We start from the raw sequence: 25,519 nt of genomic DNA, 5'->3' as shown, positions 1-25,519 counted from the left end.
TTTTCAGCTCACCCGATCAGCTGACTGTGGCGACCTGCTGACGCTTGGCCAGCCAGGTGATCGCGAACGCGTAGAACGCCAGGCTCGGGATGTCCGAGGCCAGCAACGTCCACGGCGCGCCGCCCTGCTCGTCCCAGCCGGACAGCTGACCAGTTGCCGCAGGCAACATAAACGCGAGCACGTTGTTCAGCGCGTGCAGGGCGATGCCGGCCTCCAGTCCCCCGGTCCGGACCGTCAGCCAGCCGACGGTGATCGCGAACAGGAACACGTCGGCCATCGCCCAGCCGGTGTACCCGTGCGCCGAGACGAACGCCGCACCGCCGATCACGATGCCCGGCCACGGCGACCGGAAGATCGTCCGCACCCAGCGGGCTCTGCCGCCGGGGCCGTCGGGGCTGTCCGGGCCGTAGGCGCCGACCGCCTGGATCAGCCAGCCGCGGAACATGAACTCCTCGGCGGCCGACTGGAACGGCACCAGGAACAGGATCACCAGCGCCGGTACGAGGAACGCGCCGAAACCGATCCACGATCCTCCGTCGTTGCCGATCGCGTCATCGGGCGGGAAGATCGCGTCGACCAGCAGCCCCATCGCGTACGACAGGGCGAGGTAGCCGAGGGCCGGCACGCAGCACAGCAGCAGCCAGCGCCAGCGGATCTTGTTCAGGACCGAGGCGACGCTCCAGAACGGCCTGCGTTGCACGACCCACGCGGCCAGGCCGACGCACGGGGTGAGGATGCCGAGCATGACCAGCGTGACGGCGAGGTTCTCGGTGTCGCTCGGGAAGATATCCGTCCCGGTCGGCGTCGGGACCGGTCCGGCGACCAGGCGGTGCACGATGGTCCAGGCGACGACGACACCTGTCGTCAGGAACAAGACGAAGGCGCCCAGCAGCAGCGTCCCGACGATCGGGCGCCACCACGCGTGTTTCGGAGTACGGGCGAGCCGGTGGAACGGCGTACCCGGCGGGGCGGGGATGACGCGGGGCTCGCGGTAGGCATATTGGACCGGGTACGGCGCTGGGTTCGGCGCTGGGTACGGCGTCGGGTATGGCGCCGGGGCGCCCCACTGCTGCTGGTGCGGCGGCGGCGCTCCCCACTGCTCTGGGTACGGGCCGGGGTGGGGCGGGGGCGGCGGGTACTGCCCCGGCTGGGAGTATGGGCCCGGTTGCGGTTGGTGTTGCGGTGGCGGCCCGGGCTGTTGCGGGTCCATGACTGGACTCTAGAAGATCGGGCCAAGCACCCAGGGCACATGGAGGGAAGAACACGGTGGTTACTGATCCGGAAACATCCAGGTCGACGGATGCGCTGCCGCAGTCGGTACTGATGCCGCTCAGCGGCTCGGCCATCTTCCTGGTCGTCCAGGTCGAGGAAGGCGGAGAGGACCGGACCCGCGACCTCCTGGAGCGACTGAGCGGTCTGGTGCGCTCGGTCGGCTTCCGCGTACCCGACGGCAACCTCTCGTGTGTCGTCAGCATCGGCTCGGACGTCTGGGACCGCCTGTTCAGTGGTCCGCGGCCTGCCGAGCTGCACCCGTTCATCGAGGTCAAAGGCGCGATCCACCACGCTCCAGCCACGCCCGGCGACCTGCTCTTCCACATCCGGGCATCCCACCAGGACCAGTGCTTCGAGCTGGCCCAGCAGATCATGAATGTCCTCGACGGCGCCGCCACGGTGGTCGACGAAGTACACGGCTTCAAGTACTTCGAGATGCGCGACCTGCTCGGCTTCGTCGACGGGACCGAGAACCCGACCGGCGCGGACGCGGAGGCCGCCGTACTCGTCGGCGACGAGGATCCTGACTTCCGGGGCGGCAGCTACGTGATCGTGCAGAAGTACCTGCACAACCTGAAGACGTGGAACGCGCTGACGGTCGAGCAGCAGGAGGCGGCGGTCGGCCGGACCAAGCTCGACGACATCGAGTTCCCCGACGCGAAGAAGGCGGCCAACGCCCACATCGTGCTGAACGTGATCGAGGACGAGGACGGCAACGAGCAGCAGATCCTGCGCGACAACATGCCGTTCGGCACGATCGGCACGCAGGAGTTCGGCACGTACTTCATCGGGTACGCGAAGAGCCCGGCGGTGACGGAGCTGATGCTGCGGCGGATGTTCATCGGCGTACCCGAGGGCACCCATGACCGGCTGCTCGATTTCTCGACAGCGGTCACGGGTGGCCTGTTCTTCACCCCGACGTCGGACTTCCTCGACGATCTGCCGCCGGCGCCCTGAGGCTCACTCGCCGTTCAGCGGCGGGTCGACGAAGCTCGCCCAGCTGTAGTTCACCGGGTCGTTGAACGTCCCGGGCACCTTGCCGAGGCTGTTGATGACGGTCGCGGTTCCGTTGGCGTGCCCAACGGCGTACAGGTACGCCGAACCGGTGTCCTTGTCGATGCCGAGGAGCAGCGTGCCGTACTGACCGCAACGAGTCGTCAGGAGTGACTCGAACCCCTGCCAGGTGCTGGTCCGCAACGCCTTGACGACCGGCTTCATCGGCGAGGTCAACGGAATGCGGATCGTGTACAGGGCGCCGCCACGAGTCGTCGCCAGCAGCGTGTCGTACGTCGCCGTCCTGCTGATCAGCGCGACCGCCTTGACCGACGCGAACCCGGCGTACGAACCCGCCGCGCGCCAGGCCGGCTTGCCGTTGACCTCGCTGACGAACCACCGGTAGAGCACGCCGTCGTTCCGCAGCGCGTACGCCCGGTAGCTGCTTCCGCCGTCAGCCGACCACGACTTGGTCAGAGTGCGGAAGTCGTTCCAGCCACCGCCGATGCGGTTCATCTGGTTGCTGACGACCTGCCCGCCGGTCCCCTTCTGGGTGAGCAGGCCGCCGTCGTACAGGACGCCTCCGGTGACGACGGCGCCGGTCAGATCCGTGTCGTCGTCGAAGTCGTCGTCCCAGACCCATTCGCTGCTCAGGGTGACAGTGCCGGCGAACGGCTGTTTCGCCATCGTGTCGACCGGATTCACCGAGATCGGCGAGGTCGCCCGGACGTACTTGTCCACGAGGTTCGTCCCCGCGGTCACCGAGCCGGCCTGGACGTAGCACGCAGTGGCGCTGGGTGCTGTCTGGGCTGCTTGGGCCGGACTGATAGTTGTGAGGGCGGAGCCGGCCAAGAGCAGGCCTGCCGCCGCCGCGATCATGCGTCGCATATCGATTCCCCCTTCAGTGCCGAGTTTTCACACTTCCCTCGATGCGGGTGTCACCTCGAAAGTTGTGAAAGCCAACCTGTCGGTGCCATAGGCCAGACTGGATGCATGTTGCTCTCCGAGGTGGTCACGACGTCGGCCGCGCTGGCCGGGACCCGGTCGCGGCTGAAGAAGGCGGAGTTCATCGCCGGATTGTTGTCCAAGGCCACCGAACCGGCCGAGATCGAGATCGTCGTGACGTACCTGTCCGGCGAGCTACGGCAACGACGGACCGGGGTCGGCTGGCGGACGTTGATGGACGCGCCGGAGCCGGCCGCGGAGCCGTCCCTGACGGTCGAGGAGGTCGACGCGGCGTTCGCGGAGCTGGCTCAGATGTCAGGCACCGGCGTGCAGGCCCGGCGGCGGGAGGCCGTGGACGGGTTGTTCGCGCGGGCGACGGCGGATGAGCAGACGTTCCTGCGCCAGCTCGTCGGCGGCGAGTTGCGGCAGGGTGCGCTCGACGGCGTGATGGCGGACGCGGTCGCTCGGGCCACCGGGATTCCGTTGGACAAGATCCGGGCCGCGGCGATGTTGCGCGGAGCGGCTGCTCCGGTCGCCGTCGCCGTACTGACCGAGGGCGAGGCCGGGCTCGCCCAGTTCGGGCTCGAGGTCGGGCGTGGGGTGCAGCCGATGCTGGCGCAGTCCGCGACGACGGTCGCGGAGGCGCTGACGAAGACGGGCACGCCGGCAGCGCTCGAGTGGAAGCTCGACGGGATCCGGATCCAGGTGCATCGGAACGGCGACGACGTGGTCGTGTACACGCGGACGCTCGACGACATCACCACGCGGGTGCCCGAGGTGGTCACAGCGGTGCTCGCCCTGGATGCGCAGCAGGTCGTGCTTGATGGTGAGCTGATCGCGCTGCGACCGGACGGGCGGCCGGAGCCGTTCCAGGTGACCGGGTCGCGGACGGCGACGCGCGCGGCGACGGGCCCGGAGACCGTGCCGCTCACGCCGTACTTCTTCGACATCCTGCATCAGGACGGGCAGGACCTGCTCGGGCTCGACGGCGCTGCACGGCAGGAGTGGCTGGCGAAGCTGATCCCGGAAGAGCGACGGGTGCCGCGGCTCGTCACCGATGACGCCGAGGCCGGGCAGGCGTTCTTCGCCGATGCGGTCCGGCGCGGGCATGAGGGCGTGATGGTGAAGTCGCTGACCGTGCCGTACGAAGCGGGACGGCGCGGGTCCGGCTGGGTGAAGGTCAAGCAGACGCACACGCTGGATCTGCTCGTGCTCGCGGCGGAGTGGGGTCATGGTCGGCGGACGGGCTGGCTGTCGAACCTGCATCTCGGGGCGCGCGACGAGGAGACGGGCGAGTTCGTCATGCTCGGGAAGACGTTCAAGGGGCTGACGGACGAGCTCCTTCGGTGGCAGACCGAGCGCTTCCAGGAGCTCGCAGTACGGCGGGACGACTGGGCTGTCTACCTGCGTCCGGAGGTGGTGGTGGAGATCGCGTTCGACGGGGTGCAGACGTCGCCTCGCTACCCGGCCGGGATGGCGTTGCGGTTCGCCCGGGTGGTTCGTTATCGCGAGGACAAGCGGCCGGCGGACGTTGATACGGTGCAGACCGTGCGTGCGATCCACGTCGGTCCAGATCTTGGGGAAGAAGGCCCAGCTGATGAGTGAGGAACCTGATGTCGCCTCCCGGCGGATCGCTCGCGAGTCGATCGAGCGCGACGACCCGACCGGCTGGTTCGAGCCGCTGTACGCGGCGGCGGCCGAGGGATCTGCCATCGTCCCGTGGGACCGCGGTACGGCGCATCAGCAGCTGATCGAGTGGGTCGACGAGTCGCAGCCCGACGGCACGGGCAAGACAGCACTCGTGGTCGGCGCGGGCACCGGCTGGGACGCCGAGCTGATCGCGGACCGCGGATACGACACGACCGCGTTCGACATCTCCCCCACCGCGATCGAGATGGCCCACCGCAACCACCCGGACTCCAAGGCGCACTACATCGTCGCCGACCTGCTGGCTCCGCCGGCCGACTGGCATCGCGCCTTCGATCTTGTCGTCGAGATCTACACGGTCCAGGCGCTCCCGATCCCCGTGCAGCCCAAGGCAATCAAGCAGGTCACCGAGCTGGTAGCCCCAGGCGGGACCCTGCTGGTCATCGCCGCCGCCCGCCCCGACGACCAACCCGACGACGAGATCCAGGGCCCACCCTGGCCCCTGACTCGCGCGGCCATCCGATCCTTCACCGCTCCCGACCTCCACCTCATCCAGCTCGACCAGGCCGCTAGCCCGAGCGACCCCACCATCCTCCGCTGGCGAGCCGAGTACCTCCGCGACTGACAAGCACAACAAACCCGGAGGTACTACGGTGCTCGGGTAAACGCACACGCCTGCGATGCGCGTGGACCGACTCCTGGGGGCCTGATGGTCGACGTACCACCGCTGGTCGAGCGGGCCAACGCCGCAGCGGCAGAGGTCGGCATGCCGCTGGCGCGAGAGGGAACCGGACCCTCGGCCTGTCTGCCCGGCGTCGGACGGTTCCTGGCCGTCCTTGCGGCGGGGTGTCTCGGCGGGCGGATCGGCGAGATGGGTACGGGCGTCGGCGTCGGGGCGGCGTGGATGGCGTCGGCCATGCCCGCGGACTGCCAGCTGGTGACGGTCGAGCTGGATCCGAACCGCGCGGCGGCGGCACAGCGGGTGTTCGCCGATCAGGACCGCGTCGAGGTCATCCAGGGCGATGCGTTCGACGAACTGGCGCTACAGGCGCCGTTCGACCTGGTCTTCGTTGACGGCGGTCCGTCCGATCGGGTGGTGGAGTTGCTGCGGATCGGCGGGCGGCTTGTGTTCGACGACGTGACGCCGGTCGAGGCGTTGCCCGCGGACTCGCCGTACCGGGAGAACGACCCGAAGCGGGAGTTCTTCTTTGCCGATTCACGGCTGGTGGCTACCGAAGTGGTGCTTCCGGATCTGCGGAATTCGCTGCTGGTGGGCACCCGGGTGCGATGAGATCGCATGGGAACATCTGTTCGAAAATGATGTAGACTCGCTCTATGGCGGGGCGAGGCGTGGTGGGGCCGACGGCTTTGCGGATGATGCTCGGCGGTCATCTGCGGGAGCTGCGCGAGCGTGCCGGCGTCTCCCGCACGGACGCCGGCTGGGCGATCCGGTCGTCGGAGTCGAAGATCAGCCGGCTCGAGCTCGGCCGGGTCGGCTTCAAGGAACGTGACGTCGCCGACCTCCTCACGCTGTACGGCGTGCACGAGGCGCGCGAGCGGGACCGGCTGCTGGAGCTCGCCCGCGAGGCCAACGACCCGGGCTGGTGGCATCGGTACGGCGACGTCACGCCGGACTGGTTCGATGCGTATCTCGGCCTCGAAGCGACCGCCGAGCTGATCCGGACCTACGAGATCCAATTCGTCCCGGGACTCCTACAGACCGCGGAGTACGCGCGTGCCGTGGCCCGGCTGACACCGTCCGGAGTGCCGACCGAAGGCGAGATCGAGCGGATCGTCGCGCTGCGCACGCGCCGCCAACGGGTGCTGGACCGCGAGCCGCCGCTGAAACTGTGGGCGGTCATCGAGGAGTCGGTGCTGCATCGCCCGATCGGCGGCCCCGACGTGCTGCGCAATCAGCTTGGCGCACTCCGCGAGGCGATCACCCGGCCGAATGTGACGCTCCAGATCATCCCGCTCGCGAGCAGCGGTCACGCGGCGACCGGCGGGGCGTTCTCGCTGCTGCGGTTCCCGCAGCGCGATCTGCCCGACATCGTCTACCTGGAGCACCTGACCAGCGCGCTGTACCTCGACAAGCGCGAGGACGTCGAGGCCTACACACAGGCGCTGGACCTACTGGCCTCGAGCAGCCCGTCACCACAGCAGACCGACCGCGAGCTCACCCGCTTGATCGCGCGGCTGGCGAGCTGACTAGTCCTCGGTGTCGGTCGACTCGAGGTGGCTGACCCGGCCCGTGTCCTCCCCGGCGTCGAGCAAGCCGCCGTCACCGGCCTGGTTGTCGACGTACTCGGACAGCGCGATGTCGGGGTGGTGCAGGTCGAAGGCCGGCGAGTCCGACCGGATCCGTGGCAGCGTGTCGAAGTTGTGCCGCGGCGGCGGGCAACTCGTCGCCCACTCCAGCGACCGGCCCCAGCCCCACGGATCGTCCACCCCGACGAGCGGATGCCGCCGCGACTTGTAGACGTTCCAGAAGAACGGCAACATCGAGATCCCGAGGATGAAGGCACCGACGGTCGACACCTGATGCAGGGTTGTGAAGCCCTCGGACGCCTTGTAGTCGGCATACCGACGCGGCATGCCCTCGACACCCAGCCAGTGCTGCACCAGGAACGTCGTGTGGAAGCCGATGAACAGCAGCCAGAAATGCAACTTCCCCCAGCGCTCGTCGAGCATCCGGCCTGTCATCTTCGGCCACCAGTAGTAGAACCCGGCGAACATCGCGAACACCACCGTGCCGAACACCACGTAGTGGAAGTGCGCCACGACGAAGTACGTGTCGGAGATCTGGTAGTCCAAGGCCGGCGAGGCCAGGATGACCCCGGTCAGCCCGCCGAACAGGAACGTCGTCAGGAAGCCGATCGCCCAGAGCATCGGCGTATCGAACGACAGCGAACCGCCCCACATCGTGCCGATCCAGTTGAAGAACTTCACCCCGGTCGGCACCGCGATCAAGAACGTCATGAACGAGAAGAACGGCAGGTTCACCGCGCCGGTGACGAACATGTGGTGTGCCCACACCGCGATCGACAGTGCGCCGATGCCCATGGTCGCCGCGACCAGACCGATGTAGCCGAAGACCGGCTTGCGGCTGAAGACCGGCAGGATCTCGGTGATGATGCCGAAGAACGGCAGGGCAATGATGTAGACCTCGGGATGCCCGAAGAACCAGAACAGGTGCTGCCAGAGGATCGCGCCGCCGTTCGCGGCGTCGAACACATGGGCTCCCAAGGCTCTGTCCGCCTCGAGCACCAGCAGCGCCGCCGCGAGAATCGGGAACGCGATCAGCACGAGGATCGACGTGACCAGGATGTTCCAGCAGAAGATCGGCATCCGGAACATCGTCATGCCCGGCGCTCGCAGCGTGACGATCGTGGTGATGAAGTTGACGCCACCGAGGATGGTGCCCAGACCGGCCATCCACAGGCCCATGATCCACAGGTCGCCACCGACGCCCGGCGACCGGACCGCGTTCGACAACGGCGAGTACGCCGTCCAGCCGAAGTCGGCCGCCCCGCCCGGAGTGAGGAACGAGCCCATCGTGATCAGCCCACCGAACAGGAACAACCAGTAGCTGAACATGTTCAGCCGTGGGAACGCCACGTCCGGAGCACCGATCTGGACCGGCATGATCACATTGGCGAAGCCGACGAACAGCGGGGTCGCGAACAGCAGCAGCATGATCGTGCCGTGCATCGTGAACAGCTGGTTGTACGTCTCCTCGTTCACGATCTGCAGGCCCGGCTCGGCGAGCTCGGCGCGCATGATCAGCGCCATCACGCCGGCGATCAGGAAGAAGATGAACGAGGTGATCAGGTACAAGTGGCCGATCACCTTGTGATCGGTGGTCGACAGGACTTTCCCGATCACCTGCCCGATGGGCCGCCGTCGTAGTCCGACAGCTGTCGCTCCGGTGCGCTCGGTGATCCCAGCCTGTCCGCTGACGCTGGCCACCATTCGATTAGACACCTATGCACCGGAGAGGAACACCCCCTAGCGCGGAGGTCCGGCCGCGATCACCGTGCGTACGTCGTCCAGCCGAAGCGCCGCCGGGTCGACGTCCAGCAGGCACCAGGTGGCACCGGCGTCGGCGTACGGACGCGGATCGACGTCCGGCTCCAGCGCCACGGCGATGTCGAAATTGTCCAGATTGCCGCGCAATTCCCGGAGTACGGCGGCCGGCTCGGCGACCTGCTCCGGCGAGGTGAGGTTGACCGGGAAGAACCCGTCGTACCGGGCCGCTCGCCGGATCGGCTTGGCGTTGCCGGGGAACCCGGCGATCCACACCGGCACTCGGCCAGTGACCGGGCGTGGCAGGAACTGCACGTCGTCGACCAGGTAGTGCTTCCCGCGGTACGCAACCGGCTCACCCGTCCAGCCCGCGGTCAGGATGTCGAGCGTCTCGTCCAGCTTCTCCGCCCGCACCCGGTCGTTCACCTCCTCACCGGTCTTCGAGTACTCCTGCGCGAAGCGATCGCTGCCCAGCCCGACGCCGAGCGTCAGCCGGCCACCCGACAGCCGATCCAAGGTCGTGGTCTCGCGCAGCAACTTGGTCGGACGGCGGCGCGCGATCGGCGAGACCATCGGGCCGATCCGCAGCCGTTCGGTCGTCATGGCCATCGCGCTCATCGCGATCCACGGATCCGACACCAGCCGGACCGGTTCCCGCCACCACAACTGGTCCCAGAGGAAGAACCCGTCCCACCCGGCCTCTTCAGCGGCCGCGGCGAGGTGCGCGACCTCGCGGGGATCGGACAACTCGTCGAACAACGGCAGCCAGACAGCGAACTTCATCCTCACTCCCCCAACTCATCTATGAACGAGTCCCAGTACGGCGCCGACAGCCGGTGTCCCATGCCGGGCAGCACCACGAGCCGAGCGCCGGGTACGGCGTCACGTACCGCCTCACCGTGCGGCAACGGGAGCAACGGGTCAGCGTCCCCATGCATCACGAGAACCGGCATTGTCAGGTCGCCGAAGTCTCCGTTGCGCGGGCCGTCGAAGGTCGTCGCGAAGTGGTTCGTCAGTGAGGCCTCGTAGTTCTTGGCCCGCGCCATGTCCTGCCGAACCAGGGTGCGGGTGGACGTCTCGTCGAAATGCCCGGCGGCTTCAGCCTCGATCGACCGTACGACGTACTCCTCGATCGCGGCGGGATCGTTGAAGTCCGGCGTGCCCAGTCGTGGCATGCCGGGTGATGGCCCCGGGAGGCCCTCATCGCCGGTGCTCGTCGAGACGAAGGTCAGGGAGGCGACGCGGGCCGGGTGGTCGACGCCGAGGATCAGCGCCGTACCGCCGGACATCGACTGCGCGACCACCTGCGCCTGGTCGATGCCGAGGGCATCGAGGAGACCGACGGCGTCGGCGGCCAGGTCGCTCATCGCATAGCCCGGATCCCCGACCGGGAACGACGTCGACCGGCCGGTGTCGCGCTGGTCGTACCGGATCACGAACCGCCCTCGCGCGGCGAGAGCGGAGCACAAACGGCTGTCCCACCACAGCATGGAGGCGGTGGCGCCGTGGATCAGCAGGACGGCGGGATCGGCCGGATCGCCGTACGTCTCCGCGCAGAGTTCGATGCCGTTGACCTCGTAGAAGTTCTCCATAGACACGACCGTAGGAGGCGGCTGGCGATCGTGAAAAGCGATTGATTCTGATCAAAGCAATCGCCAATGGCGATAGAGTGCTGTCATGTACGAGTTGCGTCATCTGGCCACGCTGGTTGCCGTCGCCGACGAGGGATCGTTCGGCCGCGCCGCGAGCCGGCTCGGGTACACCCAGTCGAGCGTCAGCCAGCAGATCGCGGTACTCGAGAAGATCGCACGCGGCCCGCTGTTCGACCGGCCGGGTGGGCCGAAGCCGGTGCGGATCACGCCGCTCGGCGCCGTCCTGCTGCAGCACGCGCGCGAACTGCTGCGTCGCGCCGACGAACTGAGCGACGGGATCGAGCGGTTCCGGGCGGGCGACAGCCGGATCGACATCGGCACGTTCCAGACCGTCTCGAACACGCTGCTGCCGCAGGTGATTCGCGGGTTGCGGGACGCGCATCCGGGCTGCGACATCCGGTTGTTCGAGGAAGAGACCGACGATCCCGATCTCACCGGGCTCGACCTGATGTTCTTCGACGGACGGACCGACGACACGGTCGAGGACCTCAAACTCCTGGACGACCCGTACGTCCTGGTCGCAAGACCCGGCGACTTCCCGGACGGGCCGGTCCCGCTGGAGACGCTCGACGGCTTGCCACTCGTCGCTCATCCGGCGATCTGCCACCAGGCGGTGGTCGAGGACTTCTTACGCGCCCGGACCATCCGCCCGCAGTTCGTGTTCCGCACCGAGGGCAACGAGGCACTGCTCGCGATGGTCCGCGCCGGCCTGGGCGCAGCGCTCGCGCCGCGCCTCGCCGTACTGCGTGACGACCCGAGCCTCAGGTTGCACGAGCTGACGCCCGAACTCCCGGCCCGGGAGATCTTCTTGCTGTGGCAGGCCGGCCGCACGCACTCACCGCTTGCGGCCCACGCGATCGAGCTCGCGCGAAGTGCGGCGGCCGGCCTCACCGATTAACTGACGGTCAGCACCTTCGAGGCGGTCTGCGTCCCCTGGTGGTCAGCGTCCGCCAGCCACACCACGCGGTACGTGTAGGTGCCGCGTGCGGTCGGCTTGATGCTGAACGCGTACTTCCCGTTCGTGGTCAGCTTTCCGGTCGTCACCGCCACCCACGTCGTACCCGAACGACGCTGCAGGTAGGCCGTCGTCCCGGCATGCGCCGGGTTCAGGTACCCGTAGAGCAAGGTCGACGCGCCCAGCTTGATCGCGCCCGGCGTCAGGTACGCCGACAGCGCCGGATGCACCTGGACGAGCGGCGCCGTACTCCGCGTCCCGAGCACCGCTCCGCCGCCGTTGTAGCCCCACATGTAGTACGTCGACACGGCCGGCTTCTGCGACGTCGACGCGATCCCGTTGGCGTCGGTGGTGAACGATCCGACCGTCGACCACTTGCTCGCGTTCTTCGCCTTCGCGTACAGCACCGCCGGTACGCCGGCCAGCTTCACGCCGTCCAGCCGGCTGACGGCCGTCGACAGCGTCACCGCCTGCGTGTACATGATCGACGCCGCACTGGCGCCGATTGTCGCCTTCGACCCGACGAGCTGCACGTCGACGCCAGGACCGATCTTGCCCTTGCTGTCCTTCACCCAGACCCGGTAGGCGTAGCTGGCCGAGTTCGACAGCCCGGTCTGCGTGAACAGGCTGGCTGTGCCGTTGTACACCGCCGTACCGGACGTCGGCAGCGGCGGCGGAGTCGAGCCGACCGCGCTGCGGACCATGATCTGACCCAGTGTCACGTTGGCCGGCTTGGTCCACCGCAACGTCGCGGCCGCGACACCACCGGCGACGGTGAAGCTGCTGACAGGCGGCGGCGGAGCGGTCAGGTTCAGGTAGTCCTTGTCGATCGACATCGTGACGCCGCCGTTGGTCTCGCTCACATCGCCGGCGAACTGGTGCACACGCTGGTGGTTGTTCCAGTACGCCGCATTGACGAAGCGGCTGGTCCCAACGGGCGATCCCCAGTGCGCGAACCAGATGTTGTCCGGACGGGTGTACGCCGTGCTCGTGTAGGCACTGTTCAGGTCAGCGCCACCCGACGCGGCACCGACGTACGCGCCGCCGACATACCCGCGCGAGTTCAGCTCCTGCGTCCAGCCGCTCAGGTACGACAGCACGGCCGCCTTGCACGCCGCCGTCGACGTGTATGCCTCGATGTCGCTGTAGATCGCGCTCCGCTGCGCGAACCCGAGCGCCTGCGCGGCGGCGACCGCGTTGATCGCGGCGTTGCGGCCCTGGGTCAGTGCGGTCGACGCAACCGACGACATCCGGCTGTTGTACGTCGTGCACGGCGCCTGCAGACCGACGTCGATCAGGAGGAACTGCCAGCCCTTGCTCGCGTTCGCGGCAACCCAGTCGGCGGTCAGGTTCGGCTGCGCACATGCGCGCAGCCCGCCGCTGATGTAGATGCCGACCCCTTGGTACGTCGAGCGCCACGCGTCCATCGAGGACTGCGCCGGCGCCGCGCAGGTGTCGAAGCCGTTCCCCGCGAAGTTGCCCGTAGCCACCACCGACGGAGTGACGGCGGCCGGTGCCGCGACCCGGGCGGACGGCGTCTTCGTCACCACCCGGCCGGTGGCGAGTACGTCGCTCGCCGCACGCTCCGCCCCCGGCGCGTAGTACGCGGTCGCGAGAACGCCGGCGTCGGTGACCGCGCGCCACAGCAGTCCGTCGCTGGACGGCGTGTTCGTGGTGAGCGGCTCCAGGATCAGGCCGGAGCTGCGGCCGACGAGGTGCGCCGGGCACTTGGCCTGCGACGTACTGCGGCCCAGGTATACCGCCGGCTGGTCGAGCCGGACGCAGGCCGTCGGGTCGGCGGTCAGGTCGACCACCGGCCAGTCGGCCGGGACGCTGACTTGGTAGCCGCGGTACGAGACGGTCTTGGTCCCCTCCGCGACAGCTGAAGTGGTCGCGGTGACACCCGCGACCAGTGCGAGGGCGACTGCCAGCCCCCCAGGTCTGAACAACCTCACAGTGCTCCCCAGATGATCGACGATCAGAGCCCCCAAGTGAAAGCGAGCACCTGCGCTCTTGTCGAAGAGCATCCGGCACTCGCCTCGATGCCCGGATGCTATCGGCGCAGGTGGTTCACCTGTTCGGGGCCCATTTTGGATCGATCAGTCCATAACGTGCTAGGCTGGCGGCGTGCCGAGACCGAGGACGTTCGACGAGGATCGCGCCATCGACGCCGCGATGCGGGTGTTCTGGACGGCCGGCTACGAAGCGACCTCGACCCAGGACCTGTGTGAGGCGACCGGCCTCGGCCGCAGCAGCATCTACAACACGTTCAGCAGCAAGCGCGATCTGTTCGACCGCGCCCTGCGTCGGTACGTCGACCAGTTCACCGCGCCTCAGCTCGAGGTGATCGAGGACGCCGCGCTACCGATCCGTGAACGGGTCCGGCGGATCCTGTGGGCCGCGGTCGAGCCGGAGCCCGACGATCCGACCGGTTGCTTCGTGATCAACACGATCGTGGAGCTCGGCCCGAAGGACGCCGAGATCATCGACCTGCTGGACCGGGACCACGAGACCAAGCTGACCGCTCTGGCCGACGCGATCCGCGCGGCGCAGGCCGGCGGTGAGGTCGACCCGGAGCAGGACGCGACCGGGCTCGCGACGTACGTCTTCACCGTTCTCGGCGGCCTCCGCGTCGCCGCTCGGCGCGGCGCGGACCGCGCGAGCCAGCAGGCAGTCGTCGAGGCGACACTGCGCAGCTTCTGAGCTTCACCCCTGCCCACCTTTGCACTGAACACCACGAGAGGACCTCATGCCTCGCGCTGTCTATCTGCTCGGCCTGGCGATCTTCGCCCAGGGCACGTCCGAGCTGATGCTCGCCGGTCTGCTCCCCGAGATCGCCACCGACCTGGACGTGTCGATCCCGGCCGCCGGCCTGCTGATCTCCGCGTTCGCCGTCGGCATGCTCGTCGGCGCGCCGATCCTGGCCGTCACCACCCTGCGCTGGTCCCGCCGCGCGGCGATGCTCGCGTTCCTGGTGATCTTCGCGCTCACCCACGTCGCCGGCGCGCTGACCTCGTCGTACGGCGTACTCCTCGCGACCCGCGTCGCCGGAGCGTTCGTGTACGCCGGGTTCTGGGCGGTCGCCTCCGTGACCGCGATCGAGCTCGCGGGACCGGAGGCCCGGGCCAAGGCGATGAGCATCCTGGCCGGCGGACTGACCGTCGCCACGATCGTCGGTCTCCCCGCGGGCACGCTGCTCGGCCAGCACCTCGGCTGGAGGTCCGCCTTCTGGGCGGTCGCCGCAGTGTCGGCGCTCGCGATCATCGGCATCGTCGCCACGATCCCGCGCGGCCGGGCGGAGCGGACACCGCAACTGCGGCAGGAAGTGCGCAGTATGACGAATCCGCAGCTGTGGCTCGCGTACGGCACCACCGCGTTGTCGACCGGCGCGATCCTGGTGATCTTCAGCTACCTCGCTCCCTTGCTCACCGACACCGCCGGGCTCTCGGCCGGGTGGGTGCCGGCGATCCTGGCGCTGTACGGCGTCGGCGCGCTGATCGGCATCACCGTCAGCGGACGCACGGCGGACCGGCGCCCGTTCAGCACGCTCGCTCTGAGCTTGACCGGAGTGATCGTCGCGGCGATCGTGCTGGCGCTCGCGACCGGTACGCCGTGGCTCGCCGTACCTGCGATCATCGCGGTCGGGACGTTCGGGTTCGCGACCAACCCGGCGGTGAACTCGCGGGTCTTCAGCGTCGCCGGATCCGCGCCGACGCTGGCCGCGGCGTTCAACATCTCCGCGTTCAACGTCGGGATCACGGTCGGTCCCTGGCTGGGCGGACTCGCGCTGGACGCGGGCGCCGGGTATTCCTCGGTCGGCTGGATCGGCGCCGGACTCGGAGTACTTGCCTTCGGCACCATTCCGGTCGCGATCCGGGCCGCCGAGCGGTCGCGCCGGGATCAGCCGGCGTACGAGAGCGCGAGCTCGATCACCGGCGCATAACCCGAACGGCGGGCCTCGGTCCAGGTGACCGCTCCTCCGGCCAGGTCGTCGGTCGCCATCCGGTAGATCAACGCGCGGATCAGCATCTGCCCCCATTCCGGCAGGTGCGCCCAGCGAGCGGCGAGCCCGGATTCGGCGCCGTACCAGCACAGCGCGTCGGCAACGGCGACCGCCGACGCCCACGACGGTGGTCGCCAGTACACCGGCCAGTCGATGATCGCCGGCGGCAGCCCGTCGGCGAACATCACGTTCCCCGGCAGGTCTCCGTGCACGACCTGGTCCACGAGCTCGACCGGTCGCCAGGCGTCCACGAGAGGCCCGGTGAGGTCGGCGTACGCCGGACTGCCGTCGTACGACTGCTCGCGCCACGCGATCCGATCGCCGTCGGACCACGGATCGTTGCGCCCATCAAGGAAATCGGGCCGCGACAACCCGGCAACGGCGGCGTGAAAAGCCTCGGCTGCCGTCAGTACCTCGTCCTGCCGCCGGACGTCGGTCGCCCCGGCGAGCAGTTCGCAGGCCTCCCACCCGAACTCGACCCACTCGCCGCGAAGGCTCCGCACGGGCCGGGGCACTCGGAATGCCTCGGAGTCAGGCAGCGTCGCCAATACCTCGGCCCGCCACACGCTTTCCGAAACCGCGCGCTTCAGGACGACAGCACCGGACCGCCACGTCTCGCCCTGCCCGCCCGGCAGCAACACCGCGGGCTCCGACAGACCGAACGCATCCAGCACATCCTCAGAAGGACCAACCATGTGCGCACCCTGCCATCAACAGCGCGCGGGCTCACCAGGTTTTAGCACCGCGAGATATAGGGTTCTGCGGTGACTGATCTCGACCTGTTCGGCGACCTCGACACCGCCGCCCTTCCGGAGCGGCAGCAGCGGATCCTGGTGGTGATCCGCGACTGGGTGACGCGGCACGGGTACCCGCCGAGCAGCCGGCAGATCGGTGACGCGGTCGGGCTGCGCTCCTCGTCGTCGGTGTCGAAGCACCTGGCGAGCCTGGAAGAGAAGGGGTTCCTGCGCCGGAGTCCGTCGGTTTCGCGGCCGATCGACGTCCGGATGTTCCTGCAGGAGTCGACCACGCAGGCCACGAGTGACGACAACGTGCCGGTGCCGGTCGTCGGTGACATCGCGGCCGGTACGCCGATCTCCGCGATCGAGCACGTCGACGATGTCATGCAACTCCCCCGCGGGCTGACCGGACGCGGCACCGTGTTCGGGCTGCGCGTCCGCGGCGAGTCGATGATCGACGCCGCGATCTGCGACGGTGACATCGTCGTGGTCCGTCAGCAGTCCGAGGCACACTCCGGCCAGATCGTCGCCGCGATGATCGACGAGGAGGCGACGGTGAAGGTCTACCGTCGCCGCAACGGCCATGTGTACCTCGAGCCGCGCAACCCGGCGTACGAGGTCATCGACGGCGACAACGCCTCGATCCTCGGCGTCGTCGTGTCGGTCCTCCGCAGCGTCTGACCCCGTCTGACCAGCGATTAGCTCTCGAGGTTGGTCTTCAAGCGGGCCATGTTGCGCACCATCTCCTTGCGCGACTGCGGGACCACCATCAGCGGCACCAGCAGCTTGCCGATGCCGTGACCCTCGAAGTCGAGGTCGATCGTCACGGTGCTGGCGTCGCGGCCGGCGATCGGCTCGACGGTCACCTTGACCGTGGAGCGGATCGGTCCCTCGTCGCCGTGCACCGCCCACGCCCGCGGCGGGTCGAACTCGGTCAGCCGCGACGTCACGTCCCGCTCGCGGCCGCCGATCTTGCGGCGGGTCAGGCACTTGGCGCCGACGACCGGTTCACCGCCTTCGAGGTGCCCGCCGGTGACGTTCGCCTGCCACTCGGTGAAATGGTTCGGGTCCGTGACATAGGCGAACACCTCGTCCGGTTTCCGCTCGACCTCGACCTTCGTGACGATCGATCCCATTGCTCCAGTCTCCTTCAATCGGATGCCTTCTATCTGTTGACGATCGGCGCGGACCCGGATTCGACACCTTCGGCACCTTCGACACCTTTGCACCGAGAATGCTCAGCGGGCCAGGCGCTCGCGTAACAGGTCGAGTTGCGCCGGATTGGCAGTCAGCTCGGCCGCGCGCTCGTCGGCGACGTGTGCCTCGGCATCGCGACCGAGATCGCGGAGGAACTGCGCGCGGGTCGCGTGGAACAAGGGATAGGTGTCGAGGGCGAGCCGATCGAGCTCGGCCAGCGCGACCGCCGGTCCGTCGACGAACGAGAGCGCGACCGAGCGGTGCAGGCAGGTCACGGGACTCGGCTGGAGCGTGAGGAGCATGTCGTACAGGACGAGGATCTGCCGCCAGTCGGTCTCGGCCCAGGTCGGCGCTTCGCTGTGGCAGGCCGCGATGGCGGCTTGGAGCTGGTACGGGCCGGGCGCGTGGTGGCGGTGGGCGGTCCTGGTGAGGAGGGCTGTCGCTTCGGCGATCGCGGTTTGATCCCACAGAGTGCGGTCCTGGTCTTCGAGTAGGACGAGTTCGCCGGCGGGCGTGAAACGGGCAGCCGTACGGGCTCGGTGGAGGCGGATCAAGGCGAGGAGGCCGGCGACCTCGGGCTCGTTGGGCAGGAGGCCGTGCAGCAGTGCGGTCAGCCATTCGGCGTCGTCGACCAGGTCGCGCGAGTGGGCACGTTCCGCCGTACTGGAGAGGTAGCCCTCGTTGAAGAGCAGGTAGATGACGGTCAGTACTTCGGTGAGGCGCTCGGGCAGCTCGTCGTCGCGCGGGATCCGGTACGGGATCCCCGCGTCGGTGATCTTGCGCTTAGCCCTCGTGATGCGTTGCGCGATCGCGGACTCGGAGGCGAGCAGGGCGGCCGCGATCTGTGCGGTCGTCAGGCCGCAGACGACTCGCAGGGTCAGCGCGACCTGTGCCTCGCGGGCGAGGGCCGGGTGGCAACAGGTGAAGATCAGCCGCAGCCGGTCGTCCGGCGCCGGCTGGTCGTCCTGTCGCTGCAGCTCTGCCAGCTTGGCGCGATAGTTCTGCCGACGACGCAGTACGTCGAGACCGCGCCGCTTGGCGACCGTGAACAGCCAGGCGTCCGGCCGATCCGGAATGCCCTCGACCGGCCAGCGCCTCAGCGCGATCTCGACCGCGTCCTGGACCAGATCCTCGGCCGCCGAGAAGTCACCCAGCAGCGACACCAGTGCGCCGGCCAACCGGCCCGCGTGGTCACGCACCACCCGAGCCAGTTCGTCCTCGGTACTCACATCTCTGCCACCGGACGGATCTCGATCACCGGGCAGGCGGGCCAGGACCTGACCATCCGCAGCGCCTCGTCCAGGTCCGCGACGTCGATCTCGGTGAACCCGGACACGACCTCCTTGCCCTCGATGAACGGACCGTCGGTGGTCATCGCCACGCCACCGTCCAGCCGGACCGTGGTCGCCGTCTCCGGACCCTGCAGCTTGTTCCCGCGGTCGGTGATCTTGTCCCGGTGGTCGTCGAACCACTGGTACACCCGCCGGTACGCCTCCTCCCGCTCGGCCGGCCCCTTCGCCTCGAACTCCTTGGCGTACTCCTCGGTCTCGATGAACATCAGCACGTACTTCACCCGTACACCTCCGGTCGATAGCTTCAGCCTGATGACGATCGGGGTCACGCTCAATCCGACACTCTGACATTCCCGGGTGGCATCGTGTCCGCATGAAGCGACCGATCTTCGCCCGGATGTACACGCGCGTCCGCCCGGCAATGGACCGGGAAGGCGCGGCCGAGCACCGGCGGCGGCTGCTGGCCGGAGCGGTTGGACACGTGGTCGAGGTCGGTGCGGGTGACGGGGGCAACTTCGCGCACTATCCGGCTGAGGTCGTTCGTGTTCTCGCAGTTGAGCCCGAGCCGTATCTGCGGGCTCAGGCTTTTCGGTCCGCTGCAACAGCACCTGTGCCGGTGGAGGTCGTCGAGGGTACGGCAGAGCGGCTGCCGGCCGCTGACGCGTCAGCCGATGTGGTTGTCGTGTCGCTGGTCCTGTGCTCGGTGCGGGATCAGCAGGTAGCGCTGGCTGAGGCTCTTCGCGTACTGCGGCCTGGTGGCGAGCTGAGGTTCTACGAGCATGTTGCGGCGGACGGCGGACGGCTGGAGACGGCGCAGCGGCTCGCGGATGCGACGGTGTGGTCGTTGTTCGCGGGCGGGTGTCATCTGCATCGCGACACCGCGGCCGCGATCGAGGCGGCCGGGTTCGTGATCGAGGAGATCGATCGGTTCGATTTCCCGGCCGGTCAGCCGAACCCGGCGCGACCGCACATCCTGGGACGTGCCAGGTCAGCGGTGGTTGGGCCCGTCGTCTGAACCCGACTTCCCGGAATCGTCCGACCCGTGCTTGCCGGACGTCGACGTCGCCATGGTCTTCCCTGTCGTCTTCCCTGAGGTTTTCCCTGTGCTCGACGCCGTGGTCGTCGCGGTCCGGGGGCGGGTGCCGCCCTTGTCGTCTCCCGGCTCGGTCGTGCTGCCGGACTTCGGAGTACGAGTGCGGTCACCACCGTGATCGTCAACAGTCGGTGTCGGGGTCGGCGTTGGGGTGATGCGCTCGCTCTGCGGCGTAATGGTCTCCGGCGGCGGGAACCACAACGGCGCCGGCGACCGCCCCGGCGTACCAGGATCGAACGCGGACCACACCGCGGTACCGCCGGCTACCAACCCGGCCGCCGCCACGACGCCGATCAAGCTGGTGCTCGCCCAGGCCAGGTACCGGCGTGAGCGCTTCGGAGCCTCGTCGCCGGCGCCATCGGTGTGCAGGACGACAGGTCGCCGCCGGAGATCATCTGAGTCGTCCATGCTTCGATCGTGTCGCACCCGGCGGTCCCGGGGGTATCGGACGTTGGTACTAGTACCTGGTCGTCACCTAGTTGTCGCGGCGTTGGCGTTGGGCCCAGAGGGCAGCTTGGGTGCGGTCGGTCACGCCCAGGCGCTGGTACACGTTGGTGAGGTGTGCCTTGACCGTGCGCTCGCTGATTCCCAGCCGTCGCGCGATCGTCTTGTTCGGCAAGCCGGCGCCGACCATGTCGAGCACCTCCTGCTCGCGGTCGGTCAGCTTGGTTTCAGGGCCGGGCGAGCGCCGGTTCGTCAGCAACACCCGCGCCGCCTTCGGATCCAGCGGCGAACCGCCCGACACGATCTCCCGGATTCCGGCCAGGATCACCTCAGGCTCGCTGTGCTTCAGCAGATACCCCTCGGCCCCGGCCTGCAACGCATCGAGGATCCGCGCCTGATCGCTGAACGACGTCAGCACGAGCACATGCACCTCGGGCGACGCCGCCACGATCCGCTCGGTCGCCGAGATCCCGTCGGTCCCGGGCATCGACAGATCCATCAGTACGACGTCCGGCCGCAACTCCGCCGCCATCGTCGCCGCCTCGGCCCCGTCACCGGCAGCACCGACCAGCTCGATGTCGTCCGCAGTACCGAGCAACTGGGACAGGCCGGTGCGGACGATCGCATGGTCGTCGGCGATCAACACCCGGATCACCCGCGTCACATCGGTACCTCGGCTTCCACCCGTGTCCCCTGACCGGGCGCGGCCCGGACCGTCAGCGTGCCACCCGACTCCGCGAGCAGGTCGCCGATCGAGCGTAGCCCGAGGTGCCCGTTGCTGCTGCGCTCCCCGAGCCGCGACTCGTCGAATCCACGCCCGTCGTCGTCCACGATCAACACAGCTCGCCCGTCCGAACGACCGGCCTTGATCAGTACTTCGCCGGCCCCGCTGTGCGCGGCGACGTTCCGCACGACTTCCTGCGCCGTACGGAACAACAACGCCGCAACCGCCGGCGGCAACGCCTCCGCGCCATCGGTCTCGAGACGTACCTCGATCCCGGCTCGCTCGAGCCCAGCAGCCAACTCGGCCAGCGCCGACGTCAGCCCCTCCTCGGCGAGGTTCGGCGGGTAGATGTCGACCAGCAACGACCGGAGCGACCCGATACTCCCCCGCAGCCGGCTCGCGCTGTCCGCGATCAGCTCCGCCCGCTGCCCCTCGGTCGGATGGCCGAGCCGCATCGCGTCGAGCGCATAGTTCAGCCCGGTCAACTCCTGTACGACGCCGTCGTGCAGCTCTCCCGCGATCCGCCGGCGCTCCGCGTCCGACGCGTCCACCGCGTGCTGCAGCAACCGTTCCCGCTCCCGCTGCTGCCGCTGCACCCGCCGGGCCAGCGACCACGCGAACGGGATCTGCACCAGTTCCAGGACCAGCAACGCTCCCAGCGATGGCGGCGCGAACCGTCGCCACGCGGCCTGACCCGCTTCGGTGACCGCCCGGTACTCGAAGTACGCCTCGAACAGCATCGGTTCGCCGTTCGTGCCGCGCACCCCGACGTACACCTCGAGCAGTTTCTTGTAGGGGATCTCGAACTTGTTCTCCGGCCGGCTCAGGTCGCTGACCTCGGATGCGCTGCTTCCTTGCCGCTGCAGGGCTTCCTGTTCTTCGGGTCCGAGCGGGAATTGCTGACCGATCAATCGCGGCTCGTCCGAGTAGACGATCCGCCCTTCGGCGTTCCACAGCTTCACCCGGACGAGCGAGCCCTGCAGGACGTACCTGCGCATCGCCTGGTCGAACGCCGTCAGCGCGGCAGGCTGCCCAGCAATCACCGCTGCGTCCAGCCGCGGCTCGACCACCCCGCGCGCGGTCACATACGTCACCTGTCGCGCGGACTCGGTCGCCTGGTCCACGCCGGCCTGTCGCGCGACGAACGCGATCAGCGCGGCCAGCGACAGCAGCACGATCAACCCGGCTGCCGTGAAGCGGACCAACAGGCCGACCGTCGAACCGTCCTGTCTGGTGCGCTCGGTCAGCTGTCCGCGGTCCGCACGTCGGAGTCTCCCCATGTCAGGGATCGTAGGGTGCGCCCACCGCCGGACGGCAGCCCGACAACGGTCCTAGTACCAAGGTGCACTACCGGAGCCGACCAGCTGACGGCGAGCGTTGTCGGCATGAAACTTCCGCTGTCGGTCGCAGTCGCCGGGCCCGCCGCACGACCGGAGCTACCCGCTCTCGCCGCCGCGTCCGGCCTGGTCGTGCTGCGAGTCGGCGCGGTCCTGCTCCGCCCCTGGCCCCTCGCCCTCGCGGTGGACCACGTCCTCCGCCCCACCTCCTCGGCGCAGTCCACAACCACGCGGAGCGCCGCGTCGGGATTCGCTGCCAGCCTCGGGGCGAGCCCGCTTGTCGTGCTCGTGCTGGCCGCGACCGCCAGCGTCTTGCTGTCCGCGATCGTCGGGCTGCTGGACATGGCGAGTCTGCGAACGGTCGAGGGCGCCGCCGAGCGCATCGGTGCCTCGCTCCGGGCCACGATGTTCCAGCGCACCATGACCCGCTCGCTCCGCTGGCACGACCGGATGCGGAGCGGCGAGCTGGTCTCCCGCCTCACGACCGACGTCGGCCGCCTCCTCGACGCGGTCGTCGCGATGACCACCTCGTTCCTGCCCGACGCGGTGATGCTGGCCGGCGTACTCGCCCTGCTCGTTGCCTTCGACCCCGAGCTCGCTCTGATCGGTCTCACCGTCGCTCCGGTCCTCGCCGTCCTCGCGGTCCGCCAGCGCCGCAGGATCCGCGCCGCGCAACACGCCGCCCGGACCGAGTCCGGACGGTTGGCCGGGGCAACGACCGACCTGCTCCGCAACGTCCGCGCCGTCCAGGCCTTCGGCCGGATCGACCGCGCCGCCGCGATCTTCGGCACCCGGAACCGCGCCGTCCTCGACGTCGAGCTCCGTGCCATCGACGTCGACGCCCGCTGGACCCCGATGGCGGACATCGTGCTCGCGATCGGCACCGCCCTCGTCCTGGTCGTCGGCGGACGCCACGTCCTGTCCGGTGCGCTCTCCGTCGGCGAGCTCCTCGTCGTACTGGCATACCTCCGCGACCTCTACTCCCCCGTCCGCGGCCTGACCCGCCTGTCCGTCGTACTCGCCAAGGCCGGAGCCAGCGCGGTCCGCGTCCGCGACGTGCTCGACTGCGACGAAGCCGTCGAGGACCGGTACGACGCCCGCCCAGCGCCCCGGCTGCGCTCCGGGGTCCGCTTCGAGCGAGTGTCCTTCGGCTACGAACCCGGCCACCCGGTCCTCGACCAGTTCGACCTCGACATCACGGCCGGCGAGACGGTCTGCCTGCTCGGCCCGAGCGGTATCGGCAAGAGCACCTCGCTCCACCTGCTCCTCCGCCTGTACGACGTGGACGCCGGCCGGATCCTGATCGACGGCGTGGACCTCCGCGACTGCGACCAGCGCAGCCTGCGGGACCGGTTCGCGTTCGTCCCGCAGGACCCGTGGTTGCTAGATGCAACCGTCGCCGAGAACATTGCCTTTGGCAACCAGAATGCGACCCGTGCCGGCGTGATCGCGGCCGGACGGACCGCTCTGGTGGACGAGTTCGCCGACCGGCTCCCCTTCGGTTACGACACGCCGCTCGGCGAAGGCGGCGTACGGCTCTCCGGCGGTCAGCGCCGCCGGGTCGCACTCGCCCGGGCCGCGGTGTCGCCCGCGCCGATGGTGCTGCTCGACGAGCCGACCGCCTCGCTCGACCCGGTCTCGGCCGGCACCGTGATCCGGGCCATCCAAGCGATGACAACCGGCACAACCGGGACATCTGGGACAACCGGGACCTCGCGCCGCACGGTGCTGATGGTCACCCACGATCGCGACCTGGCGGCGATCGCCGACCGGGTCGTCACCCTCGACCACCAACTCGCCGGAAGGAGGTGAGCACCATGCACACCCTGCGTATCAAGCCCGTCATGCACCACGGACGGTCCCGTAGCCGGTCCCGTTCGCGCAGCCGCAGCCGTTCCCGCAGCCGCTCGCGCGGCTGACCCACCAGCCTGCCGCCGGGGTCGATCCCGGCGGCAGGCTTCACCTCTTTCCAGGAGACCGACCGTGCTTGTCGACACGCCGACCGATGATGTGGACGGCCTGGCCGTCTGGGACTGGGCCGAAGGCTGCGAGCTGCCCGGTGGAACCTTCGCCATCGAGCGTCTCGGCGTCGGCCACCGCTGCGAGACCTGGCTGGTGTGGTCGGTCCAACTCTGGGCGCCCGCCGTACTCAAGGCCGCACGCCCTCATCAGATCCACCATCCTCGCGCGGTGAAGTCTCTCCGCCGCGAGACGACCGCGCTCGCCGGCAACCTGCACCCGGCCCTTCCACGGCTGCTCGCCGACGGCACCGACGGTCCCATCCCGCACATCCTCGTCGAGTACGTCGATGGTCCCCCGCTGGCCGACGAACTCGAGGACAACGGGCTGCTCAGCATCCCCGAGGCGGCGAATCTCGGAGCGCAGTTGCTGCCCGCGTTGATGGACCTGCACCGTCGCGAGCTGGCGCACCTGGACGTGAAACCGGAGAACGTCGTTCTGCGGGACGGCAGGCCGGTGCTGATCGACTTCGGCAGCGCGCGCCGGATCGGGAGTGAGCAGCCCGCCGGGCATCCGGTCGGAACCGAAGACTACGCATCGCCCGCGCAAGAAGCGTGCGAGCCGGTCTCCGCCGAGATGGACCTCTACAGTCTCGGCCGGACGCTCGCCGAGGCCTGTGGAGAGCTGCCCGACAACCTCCGCTTCCTCCTCGCGCCGCACCCGACGGCCCAGCGAGCGCTCACAGCACTGGCGGAGGCGGCCGGCGAACTCAGGCCGTGGCCGTCCTGGCTCAGGGCATGAGATCCATCGCCGCCCGGCGCTCCGGGAAGTACGTCGGCACCGAGACCTGGTCGTGCACGATCATCCACTGTCCGTCGATCTTCTGCCACGCCGACGTCCAGCGCAGCCAGTAGTCGATCTTGCCGCCGCCGTGGATGCTCGCGTTCATGTGGTTGAGGCTGTAAACCACCGCGAGGCTGCCGTCGACGAGCACGGTCAGGTCGCGGGTCTCGTACTCGAACGGCACCTCGAGCACGGTGAACATCTGCTCCCAGTTCGACATCTTCTTCTCCGCGCCGAGGTGCCGGAGCGGCGCTTCGATGTCGAACGAAACGACGTTCGGGGCGAAGACCGTCCGCAACGTCTCCAGGTCCCCGGTACGGACCGCGTCGAGCAGGCTGTCGATACGCTCACGGATAGCTACTTCGGCTACTGCGTTGTTTGTGGTCATGATCGCTACGAC

26 protein-coding genes are annotated in these 25,519 nt (G+C 68.8%); 12 read left to right on the top strand and 14 right to left on the bottom strand.

Annotation, left to right across the window (positions count from 1 at the left end):
• Positions 1–16: 16 nt before the first annotated feature.
• Positions 17–1,210 carry a CPBP family intramembrane glutamic endopeptidase gene (locus AB0J62_RS24940; protein WP_363875630.1) on the bottom strand — a complete coding sequence of 398 codons (1,194 nt, stop codon included), beginning with the start codon at positions 1,208–1,210 and terminating at the stop codon, positions 17–19.
• A gap of 56 nt (positions 1,211–1,266) precedes the next feature.
• Between AB0J62_RS24940 and AB0J62_RS24935 the strand changes: the two genes are divergently transcribed.
• Positions 1,267–2,229 carry a Dyp-type peroxidase gene (locus AB0J62_RS24935; RefSeq protein ID WP_363875626.1) on the top strand — a complete coding sequence of 321 codons (963 nt, stop codon included), beginning with the start codon at positions 1,267–1,269 and terminating at the stop codon, positions 2,227–2,229.
• Positions 2,230–2,232: 3 nt separating this feature from the next.
• On the opposite strand, the gene AB0J62_RS24930 is transcribed toward AB0J62_RS24935, so the two are convergent.
• Positions 2,233–3,153 carry a hypothetical protein gene (locus AB0J62_RS24930; protein ID WP_363875623.1) on the bottom strand — a complete coding sequence of 307 codons (921 nt, stop codon included), beginning with the start codon at positions 3,151–3,153 and terminating at the stop codon, positions 2,233–2,235.
• A gap of 105 nt (positions 3,154–3,258) precedes the next feature.
• Between AB0J62_RS24930 and AB0J62_RS24925 the strand changes: the two genes are divergently transcribed.
• The 4 genes from AB0J62_RS24925 to AB0J62_RS24910 all read left to right on the top strand — a co-directional run bounded on the left by AB0J62_RS24925 (position 3,259) and on the right by AB0J62_RS24910 (position 7,065).
• Entirely contained in the window at positions 3,259–4,815 is a 1,557-nt protein-coding gene (locus AB0J62_RS24925) for an ATP-dependent DNA ligase (RefSeq protein WP_363875620.1), read from the top strand.
• The gene (locus tag AB0J62_RS24920; protein WP_363875617.1) at positions 4,808–5,482 is read left to right on the top strand and encodes a class I SAM-dependent methyltransferase; all 675 of its coding nucleotides are present in this window, start codon (positions 4,808–4,810) and stop codon (positions 5,480–5,482) included. Before AB0J62_RS24925 ends, AB0J62_RS24920 begins: the two co-directional genes overlap by 8 nt.
• An 84-nt stretch (positions 5,483–5,566) precedes the next feature.
• The gene (locus AB0J62_RS24915) at positions 5,567–6,148 is read left to right on the top strand and encodes a class I SAM-dependent methyltransferase (protein ID WP_363875614.1); all 582 of its coding nucleotides are present in this window, start codon (positions 5,567–5,569) and stop codon (positions 6,146–6,148) included.
• A gap of 44 nt (positions 6,149–6,192) precedes the next feature.
• Complete coding sequence (locus AB0J62_RS24910) at positions 6,193–7,065, top strand: helix-turn-helix transcriptional regulator (RefSeq protein ID WP_363875611.1); 873 nt, start codon at positions 6,193–6,195, stop codon at positions 7,063–7,065.
• Here the strand turns inward: AB0J62_RS24910 and ctaD are convergent, their stop codons facing one another.
• From ctaD to AB0J62_RS24895, 3 genes are read right to left on the bottom strand one after another with little or no spacing between them, the layout of a single operon-like run.
• Positions 7,066–8,829 (bottom strand): cytochrome c oxidase subunit I, encoded by a 1,764-nt coding sequence (ctaD, locus tag AB0J62_RS24905; RefSeq protein WP_363875608.1) that lies wholly within the window; start codon positions 8,827–8,829, stop codon positions 7,066–7,068. It abuts the gene before it with no gap.
• 36 nt (positions 8,830–8,865) lie between these two features.
• The gene (locus AB0J62_RS24900) at positions 8,866–9,666 is read right to left on the bottom strand and encodes an LLM class flavin-dependent oxidoreductase (protein ID WP_363875605.1); all 801 of its coding nucleotides are present in this window, start codon (positions 9,664–9,666) and stop codon (positions 8,866–8,868) included.
• A 2-nt stretch (positions 9,667–9,668) separates the two neighbouring features.
• Entirely contained in the window at positions 9,669–10,475 is an 807-nt protein-coding gene (locus tag AB0J62_RS24895) for an alpha/beta hydrolase (protein WP_363875602.1), read from the bottom strand.
• 85 nt (positions 10,476–10,560) lie between these two features.
• Between AB0J62_RS24895 and AB0J62_RS24890 the strand changes: the two genes are divergently transcribed.
• The gene (locus tag AB0J62_RS24890; RefSeq protein ID WP_363875599.1) at positions 10,561–11,433 is read left to right on the top strand and encodes a LysR family transcriptional regulator; all 873 of its coding nucleotides are present in this window, start codon (positions 10,561–10,563) and stop codon (positions 11,431–11,433) included.
• On the opposite strand, the gene AB0J62_RS24885 is transcribed toward AB0J62_RS24890, so the two are convergent.
• On the bottom strand, positions 11,430–13,445 hold the full coding sequence (locus AB0J62_RS24885; RefSeq protein WP_363875596.1) for a DUF1906 domain-containing protein: 2,016 nt from the start codon (positions 13,443–13,445) through the stop codon (positions 11,430–11,432). The genes AB0J62_RS24890 and AB0J62_RS24885 overlap by 4 nt on opposite strands.
• Before the next feature lie 172 nt (positions 13,446–13,617).
• Here AB0J62_RS24885 and AB0J62_RS24880 point away from each other — a divergent pair, with 172 nt between their 5' ends.
• Positions 13,618–14,193 (top strand): TetR/AcrR family transcriptional regulator, encoded by a 576-nt coding sequence (locus AB0J62_RS24880; protein ID WP_363875593.1) that lies wholly within the window; start codon positions 13,618–13,620, stop codon positions 14,191–14,193.
• 46 nt (positions 14,194–14,239) lie between these two features.
• Positions 14,240–15,433: a Cmx/CmrA family chloramphenicol efflux MFS transporter gene (locus AB0J62_RS24875; RefSeq protein WP_363875590.1), complete on the top strand. Its 1,194-nt coding sequence runs from the start codon at positions 14,240–14,242 to the stop codon at positions 15,431–15,433.
• Here AB0J62_RS24875 and AB0J62_RS24870 read toward each other — a convergent pair.
• The gene (locus AB0J62_RS24870; protein ID WP_363875587.1) at positions 15,391–16,188 is read right to left on the bottom strand and encodes a TIGR02569 family protein; all 798 of its coding nucleotides are present in this window, start codon (positions 16,186–16,188) and stop codon (positions 15,391–15,393) included. The two genes, AB0J62_RS24875 and AB0J62_RS24870, sit on opposite strands and share 43 nt — an antisense overlap.
• A 69-nt stretch (positions 16,189–16,257) precedes the next feature.
• Here AB0J62_RS24870 and lexA point away from each other — a divergent pair, with 69 nt between their 5' ends.
• Positions 16,258–16,911 (top strand): transcriptional repressor LexA, encoded by a 654-nt coding sequence (gene lexA, locus AB0J62_RS24865; RefSeq protein WP_363875583.1) that lies wholly within the window; start codon positions 16,258–16,260, stop codon positions 16,909–16,911.
• 17 nt (positions 16,912–16,928) lie between these two features.
• Here the strand turns inward: lexA and AB0J62_RS24860 are convergent, their stop codons facing one another.
• From AB0J62_RS24860 to AB0J62_RS24850, 3 genes are all read right to left on the bottom strand, one after another.
• A complete protein-coding gene (locus AB0J62_RS24860) occupies positions 16,929–17,366 on the bottom strand; it encodes an SRPBCC family protein (RefSeq protein WP_363875580.1) in 438 nt (145 codons plus the stop codon).
• Between the two features lie 102 nt (positions 17,367–17,468).
• Positions 17,469–18,656, bottom strand: coding sequence for a sigma-70 family RNA polymerase sigma factor (locus tag AB0J62_RS24855; protein WP_363875577.1), 1,188 nt, complete (start codon positions 18,654–18,656; stop codon positions 17,469–17,471).
• Positions 18,653–19,000 carry a YciI family protein gene (locus tag AB0J62_RS24850; protein WP_363875573.1) on the bottom strand — a complete coding sequence of 116 codons (348 nt, stop codon included), beginning with the start codon at positions 18,998–19,000 and terminating at the stop codon, positions 18,653–18,655. The genes AB0J62_RS24855 and AB0J62_RS24850 overlap by 4 nt, the downstream gene beginning before the upstream one ends.
• Before the next feature lie 92 nt (positions 19,001–19,092).
• Here AB0J62_RS24850 and AB0J62_RS24845 point away from each other — a divergent pair, with 92 nt between their 5' ends.
• Positions 19,093–19,734 carry a class I SAM-dependent methyltransferase gene (locus AB0J62_RS24845; RefSeq protein WP_363875570.1) on the top strand — a complete coding sequence of 214 codons (642 nt, stop codon included), beginning with the start codon at positions 19,093–19,095 and terminating at the stop codon, positions 19,732–19,734.
• Here AB0J62_RS24845 and AB0J62_RS24840 read toward each other — a convergent pair.
• The 3 genes from AB0J62_RS24840 to AB0J62_RS24830 form a co-directional block, all read right to left on the bottom strand.
• Positions 19,708–20,220: a hypothetical protein gene (locus AB0J62_RS24840; RefSeq protein WP_363875567.1), complete on the bottom strand. Its 513-nt coding sequence runs from the start codon at positions 20,218–20,220 to the stop codon at positions 19,708–19,710. The two genes, AB0J62_RS24845 and AB0J62_RS24840, sit on opposite strands and share 27 nt — an antisense overlap.
• A gap of 67 nt (positions 20,221–20,287) precedes the next feature.
• Positions 20,288–20,920, bottom strand: coding sequence for a response regulator transcription factor (locus tag AB0J62_RS24835; protein ID WP_363875564.1), 633 nt, complete (start codon positions 20,918–20,920; stop codon positions 20,288–20,290).
• Positions 20,917–22,260, bottom strand: coding sequence for a histidine kinase (locus AB0J62_RS24830; protein WP_363875561.1), 1,344 nt, complete (start codon positions 22,258–22,260; stop codon positions 20,917–20,919). The genes AB0J62_RS24835 and AB0J62_RS24830 overlap by 4 nt, the downstream gene beginning before the upstream one ends.
• A gap of 105 nt (positions 22,261–22,365) precedes the next feature.
• On the opposite strand from AB0J62_RS24830, the gene AB0J62_RS24825 reads away from it, so the two are divergent.
• Positions 22,366–24,129, top strand: a complete 1,764-nt coding sequence (locus AB0J62_RS24825; protein WP_363875558.1) for an ABC transporter ATP-binding protein — start codon at positions 22,366–22,368, stop codon at positions 24,127–24,129.
• Positions 24,130–24,300: 171 nt separating this feature from the next.
• Positions 24,301–25,077 (top strand): serine/threonine-protein kinase, encoded by a 777-nt coding sequence (locus AB0J62_RS24820; protein ID WP_363875555.1) that lies wholly within the window; start codon positions 24,301–24,303, stop codon positions 25,075–25,077.
• Here the strand turns inward: AB0J62_RS24820 and AB0J62_RS24815 are convergent.
• Positions 25,067–25,507, bottom strand: a complete 441-nt coding sequence (locus AB0J62_RS24815; protein ID WP_363875551.1) for a nuclear transport factor 2 family protein — start codon at positions 25,505–25,507, stop codon at positions 25,067–25,069. The two genes, AB0J62_RS24820 and AB0J62_RS24815, sit on opposite strands and share 11 nt — an antisense overlap.
• Positions 25,508–25,519: the final 12 nt, after the last annotated feature.

Origin of the sequence: Kribbella sp. NPDC049584, assembly GCF_040675555.1 — a bacterium.
GTDB lineage: Bacteria > Actinomycetota > Actinomycetes > Propionibacteriales > Kribbellaceae > Kribbella.
Note: the sequence above shows the minus strand (reverse complement) of the source record. Positions and strands in the feature narration are given on the sequence as shown.

Coding starts and splice junctions, on each gene's coding strand:
- AB0J62_RS24830 (WP_363875561.1), bottom strand. CDS start 22,260: ATGGGGAGACTCCGACGTGCGGACCGCGGACAGCTGACCGAGCGCACC.
- AB0J62_RS24910 (WP_363875611.1), top strand. CDS start 6,193: ATGGCGGGGCGAGGCGTGGTGGGGCCGACGGCTTTGCGGATGATGCTC.
- AB0J62_RS24825 (WP_363875558.1), top strand. CDS start 22,366: ATGAAACTTCCGCTGTCGGTCGCAGTCGCCGGGCCCGCCGCACGACCG.
- AB0J62_RS24915 (WP_363875614.1), top strand. CDS start 5,567: ATGGTCGACGTACCACCGCTGGTCGAGCGGGCCAACGCCGCAGCGGCA.
- AB0J62_RS24900 (WP_363875605.1), bottom strand. CDS start 9,666: ATGAAGTTCGCTGTCTGGCTGCCGTTGTTCGACGAGTTGTCCGATCCC.
- AB0J62_RS24895 (WP_363875602.1), bottom strand. CDS start 10,475: ATGGAGAACTTCTACGAGGTCAACGGCATCGAACTCTGCGCGGAGACG.
- ctaD (WP_363875608.1), bottom strand. CDS start 8,829: ATGGTGGCCAGCGTCAGCGGACAGGCTGGGATCACCGAGCGCACCGGA.
- AB0J62_RS24930 (WP_363875623.1), bottom strand. CDS start 3,153: ATGCGACGCATGATCGCGGCGGCGGCAGGCCTGCTCTTGGCCGGCTCC.
- AB0J62_RS24940 (WP_363875630.1), bottom strand. CDS start 1,210: ATGGACCCGCAACAGCCCGGGCCGCCACCGCAACACCAACCGCAACCG.
- AB0J62_RS24875 (WP_363875590.1), top strand. CDS start 14,240: ATGCCTCGCGCTGTCTATCTGCTCGGCCTGGCGATCTTCGCCCAGGGC.
- AB0J62_RS24845 (WP_363875570.1), top strand. CDS start 19,093: ATGAAGCGACCGATCTTCGCCCGGATGTACACGCGCGTCCGCCCGGCA.
- AB0J62_RS24920 (WP_363875617.1), top strand. CDS start 4,808: ATGAGTGAGGAACCTGATGTCGCCTCCCGGCGGATCGCTCGCGAGTCG.
- AB0J62_RS24815 (WP_363875551.1), bottom strand. CDS start 25,507: ATGACCACAAACAACGCAGTAGCCGAAGTAGCTATCCGTGAGCGTATC.
- AB0J62_RS24925 (WP_363875620.1), top strand. CDS start 3,259: ATGTTGCTCTCCGAGGTGGTCACGACGTCGGCCGCGCTGGCCGGGACC.
- AB0J62_RS24840 (WP_363875567.1), bottom strand. CDS start 20,220: ATGGACGACTCAGATGATCTCCGGCGGCGACCTGTCGTCCTGCACACC.
- AB0J62_RS24890 (WP_363875599.1), top strand. CDS start 10,561: ATGTACGAGTTGCGTCATCTGGCCACGCTGGTTGCCGTCGCCGACGAG.
- AB0J62_RS24860 (WP_363875580.1), bottom strand. CDS start 17,366: ATGGGATCGATCGTCACGAAGGTCGAGGTCGAGCGGAAACCGGACGAG.
- AB0J62_RS24870 (WP_363875587.1), bottom strand. CDS start 16,188: ATGGTTGGTCCTTCTGAGGATGTGCTGGATGCGTTCGGTCTGTCGGAG.